Source organism: Sphaerochaeta sp. (assembly GCF_050178175.1).
GTDB lineage: Bacteria > Spirochaetota > Spirochaetia > Sphaerochaetales > Sphaerochaetaceae > Sphaerochaeta.
The window spans coordinates 1-4,778 of the sequence record NZ_JBFXGH010000143.1 but is presented as its reverse complement, the minus strand read 5'-3'; the positions used below and the strand labels follow the sequence as shown (position 1 = coordinate 4,778).

Below are 4,778 nucleotides of genomic sequence, written 5' to 3'. Positions count from 1 at the left end.
TCGCCCTTGTTCTGGTTCTCGTATTGCTCCCTGCTTTTTCAGCAGGAACAAAAGAGGCTGCTCAGGGCACTGTTACATTGAAACTGGAACAGTTTTCCGGTTCAGAAGCTACGCTCTCAGGAGAAGCCCTTAAGGGAATGATTGCAGAGTTCGAGAAGCAGAATCCAACAATCAAGGTCGAATTACAGACCATTGGTTACGATGATTATTTCACCCAGCTTCAGAGCAAGGTGGTTGGGGGCAATGCAGCTGATGTGTTCGAACTCAACTATGAGAATTTTGTTGCTTACGCAAGCGAAGGTGCCCTGGCAGATGTAACGAAGCTACTTGGGGACACCAGCGGTTTCAATAAGACCGCCCTCGATGCCTTCAATTACCAAGGTGTGCAGTACGGCGTACCAAACTCATTCAGTAATGTGGTCCTGTTCTACAACAAGGCGCTCTTCGACCAGGCAAACCTGGCTTACCCCACACCTGACTGGACCTGGAAGGACGTTGAGGTTGCCTCCAAGAAGATCATGGCCCTCGGTGAGAATATCTGGGGCTTCTATAGACCCTTGTCATTCCATGAATTCTACAAGGGAGCAGCACAGAATGGTGGATCCTTGATGAATGCGGAACGGACTGCCTTTACCGTCAATCTTCCCCAGAATGTTGAGGCAGCAAAGCTTATGGCAGGCTGGCAGAATGATTCCAAGATCATGCCGACCGATGCCGACATGGCAGGCATGGGTGACTGGGACCTCTTCAAGAGCGGCCGACTGGGCATGCTGGTGACCGGTATCTGGGCCTTTGGGGATTTCACAGCCAATTGCCCATTCGACTGGGATATCGCCATCGAACCCGGTAACGTGCAGAAGGCAACACACTTCTTCTCCAACTCCTATGTGGTGAGTGAGACCAGTAAGCATCCCGCTGAGGCTGCAAAACTGGCAGTGTTCCTTGCAGGAAGTAAGGAAGCTACCAAACTTAGGGTTGAAGCATCGTGGGAACTTCCCCCGGTAACCTATCCTGAGATCATTGACAGCTATCTCTCCGTCACTCCTCCTGAAAACAGGGAAGCAGTCTTTGCCTCTCTCGATTACCTGGTAACTCCACCGGTAAGTATTCAGCAGGCAGAGATGCAGGCCATCATCCAAAGCTATTTGGATCAGATTGTCTCCGGTAAGCAGAGTGCAAAAGCTGCCCTTGATGCATGCCAGAAGGAACTTGAATCCAAGATTTCTTTGTAACCAAAAACTAAGTGGCATGGCCTTCTTGGCCATGCCTCTGGAGGTCTTATGAGTATCCAAGGCAGAAGGGGAATCAGAGTTGCCCTTCCCTATCTACTTCCGAGCCTGCTTGGTGCCCTTCTTTTTGCCATACTTCCGATCATTATCTCGCTGATGTTGAGTGTAACCAACTGGTCAGGTATGTCCAGGGTGCGTTTGACTGATGGGTTCCTGAAGTTTGTTGCAGAGCACTTTGTAGGATTGGAGAACAGCAAGGCAATCTTGGGTGACGCTGAGTTCTGGAGAGCCTTGTCCCATAATCTCTACTTTATTGTCCTCTATCTTCCCTTGATGCTTGCCCTGTCCATGACCGCGGCTTTGATTATCAATGCGCCAAATCGTGGAGCCAATGTCTACCGGGTTGTGTATTATCTTCCTGTACTCACCAGCTGGGTCGCCGGTTCCCTGATCTGGAAATGGTTGCTCTCTCCGGTATACGGACCGATCAACAACTTTCTTGCAATCATCGGTATTGAAGGACCGCTCTGGCTGCAGAGCGAGGTCTGGGCAATGCCTTCCATTGTACTGGCTTCAATCTGGAAGGACATGGGCTTCTATGCCATGATCCTCCTCGGTGGCTTGAAGAGTATCAACACAGAGTACTATGAGGCAGCCCGCATTGATGGGGCGAGTAAGGCACAGATGTTCGCTCGCATCACCTTGCCATTGCTCTCATCTGTGCTTTTCTACGTCTCAATGCTTTCGATGATCAATGCCTTCCAGCTTTTTCCCCAGGTCATGGTCATGACCAAGGACGGCAATGCTGGGCCGAATGGGGCGACGATGGTCATGGTTGAGCGCATCTACAAGTATGCCTTCCGATACGGGAAGATGGGGTACGCAGCAGCATACTCCTGGATTCTCTTCGTAATCATCATGGCATTTACCTATATCCAGAAACGGGGTGAGAAAAGGTGGGTCAACTATGATGTATAGAATTCATATGAAAGTCTTCCTCTATCATCTGCTTGCGATTGTGCTGGGAATTCTTGCCATCGTTCCCTTTCTCTGGATGATCTCCACCTCGCTGAAGAGTGGGGGGGCACTGTTGGTCGTTCCCATCGAGTGGTTCCCCAAGGAACCCACCATCCAAGCCTATGAAAAGCTCTTCGCCCTTACCGGAATGCTTCGTTCCATCGGCAACTCGCTGGTGGTAACCGCAGGAGCGGTGCTGGTTGCACTCTTCTCCTCATCCATGGCAGCCTTCGCATTCGCAAAGATCCGTTTCAAGGGCAGTGGGTTTCTGTTCATGCTCTTCATCGCCTCCATGATGCTCCCTAGCCATGTTCTCTTCATCCCCCTCTATCTGATCATGAACGATCTGCATCTGGTGGACACCCTGTTTGCACTCATTCTTCCCTATACCTTCAAAGCCTTTGCCGTGTTCATGCTGCGCCAGCAGATGGTGAACATCTCTGATGCATACCTCGATGCAGCTGCCATTGACGGTGCTTCCTTGTTCAGGTCTTTCATTACGGTTTTCCTCCCGCTCTGCAAGACAGCGCTTGCAACACTTGCAATCATCATTGCGATGGATGCTTGGAATGATTATCTCTTGCCGTTGGTCCTCATGACCAGCCCGAAGAACTATACGCTTCCCATTATACTCAATGCTCTTTCCGGGCAGTTCAAGACAGCGTACGACCTGCTGATGGCTGGTTCCCTGATCTCTGTCGTCCCGCTTCTGGTCATCTACATAGGTGCACAGCGGTATTTCGCCAGTGGTCTCCAAATTGGAGGAGTGAAAGGATGAAACCAATCCACTTGGATGCATATGCATCCCGTGTTGTTATGGTAGAGGAAAAGAATAGTGTGCTTCTTCAGTTCAAGGGGAATCATCTCTGGGGAGCTGGGGAACATTTTGACCGTGTTGAGTTTCTTTCACACCCCAGGAAAAACGAGGTTGAGGAAGTGTTTACCCGGCAGGGTGTACACACCTATCTTCCCCAGCCGTTGTTCCTCTCTGATGAGTATGCTTTTCTCGTACAGAGTGATCGTGTCTTCACCATTGAGTCTCAAGGGAACGAGGATGGTATTCAGCTCGCCTTGAAAGGAGACTTTTCAGCTGACGATGCCCTCGTCATAGCGAGCGGGACCCCAAAGGAAACATTGGGAAAGCTGCTCTCCTACCTTGGAGGGGTTGTCCTTCCCCCTGCATGGGTGTTCGGAGAGTGGGCAAGTGCCAATCGTTGGCGAAGCGAGCAGGATGTGCTTGAAGCCTTGGAAGCTGCACGCTTGCATGGGTTTCCCATTTCAGTGTTGGTCGTGGAAGCTTGGAGTGATGAGTCGACGTTTTATACCTTTGGTGAAGAGCAAGGGCTCTGGCCTGATCCCAAACAACTTGTGCAGAAGCTGAACGAGCAAGGTGTGCATTTCATGCTTTGGCAATGTCCTGTTTTCAAGGCACTGGAAGCGGGTAGGCGTGATGCGCGCCATGAACAGGATCTATCCTACATACAGGAGCATAGCCTTGCAGTGTTGAACAAGGATGGAACCCCGTACACTATTCCTGAAGGACACTGGTTCGCTGGTTCCATGGTCCCCGATTTCACCAACCCAGAGACACGAGAGTGGTGGTTTTCCAAACGGAAGTACCTCTTGGATATGGGGGTGTCAGGGTTCAAGACCGACGGAGGGGAGTGCATCCTCTCTGATGAAGTACGCTTCCATGACGGTTCTACCGGTAAAGAGATGCGTAACCGCTACCCTCAGAGCTATATTGAGGCGTATCAGGAGTTCATTGGCCCCGAGCGTATTACATTCAGCCGAGCAGGATACCTTGGTGCTCAAGGTTCCATGCTCTTCTGGGCAGGCGATCAGCTCTCCCAGTGGTCGGAGCTACAGGCAGTACTGAAAGCGGGGCTGAGTGCGGCAATCTCAGGAATCTTCTGGTGGGGTTTTGACATCGGCGGGTTTGCTGGTCCATTGCCCTCTGGGGAACTGTACCTCAGAAGCTATGAGCTTGGATCCCTGGTTCCTGTGATGCAGTGGCATTCTGAACCGGTAGGAGGACAATTTAGTGAGGTGATGAAGAGTGAAGAGCTCATCAACGACCGAAGTCCTTGGCATATGGCCCAGAAGCATGGAGCAGAGGTTCTCTCCATTACCAGACGCTACAGCACGATGAGAAAGGATCTGAGGTGGTACCTCGTCAGGGAAGCAGAAGCTTCCAGGGAAACACTGCAGCCAATGATGAGGCCTATGTTCTATGAGTTTGGCAGCACATACAGCGATATCTATGACCAGTATCTATTGGGCAGTTCCCTGTTGGTTGCTCCCATCCTGGAGGAAGGACAGAGAACGCGTACGGTGGCACTACCTGATGGGCACTGGTACGATCTTTTTACCGGTATGACCATTTCTGGCCCCTGTACGATAGAGAGGGAGTACCCAATAGGGCGAATCGGTATTTTCATCAATGTGCAAGATTCTGAGTTCAATCGGTTGAAGAATTCAATGGCTACGCTGAGATGCTGCAAAGAAGAGTCCTAGGTGCGATAATCCAGC

Annotated in this window: 4 protein-coding genes; all 4 read left to right on the top strand. The window is 50.9% G+C overall.

Going from position 1 to position 4,778, the window contains the following annotated elements; translation table 11 throughout:
* Positions 1 to 1,232: ABC transporter substrate-binding protein (locus tag AB7S66_RS11330; RefSeq protein WP_428520079.1), on the top strand; the 1,232-nt coding region annotated here is incomplete at its 5' end.
* 48 nt (positions 1,233 to 1,280) lie between these two features.
* The gene (locus tag AB7S66_RS11325) at positions 1,281 to 2,207 is read left to right on the top strand and encodes a carbohydrate ABC transporter permease (RefSeq protein ID WP_428520077.1); all 927 of its coding nucleotides are present in this window, start codon (positions 1,281 to 1,283) and stop codon (positions 2,205 to 2,207) included.
* Positions 2,197 to 3,024 (top strand): carbohydrate ABC transporter permease, encoded by an 828-nt coding sequence (locus AB7S66_RS11320; RefSeq protein ID WP_428520075.1) that lies wholly within the window; start codon positions 2,197 to 2,199, stop codon positions 3,022 to 3,024. Before AB7S66_RS11325 ends, AB7S66_RS11320 begins: the two co-directional genes overlap by 11 nt.
* Positions 3,021 to 4,763 carry a TIM-barrel domain-containing protein gene (locus tag AB7S66_RS11315; protein ID WP_428520073.1) on the top strand — a complete coding sequence of 581 codons (1,743 nt, stop codon included), beginning with the start codon at positions 3,021 to 3,023 and terminating at the stop codon, positions 4,761 to 4,763. The genes AB7S66_RS11320 and AB7S66_RS11315 overlap by 4 nt, the downstream gene beginning before the upstream one ends.
* Positions 4,764 to 4,778: the final 15 nt, after the last annotated feature.

Excerpts from the sequence above, each read along its gene's own strand:
- AB7S66_RS11315 (WP_428520073.1), top strand. The coding sequence starts at position 3,021 with ATGAAACCAATCCACTTGGATGCATATGCATCCCGTGTTGTTATGGTA.
- AB7S66_RS11320 (WP_428520075.1), top strand. The coding sequence starts at position 2,197 with ATGATGTATAGAATTCATATGAAAGTCTTCCTCTATCATCTGCTTGCG.
- AB7S66_RS11325 (WP_428520077.1), top strand. The coding sequence starts at position 1,281 with ATGAGTATCCAAGGCAGAAGGGGAATCAGAGTTGCCCTTCCCTATCTA.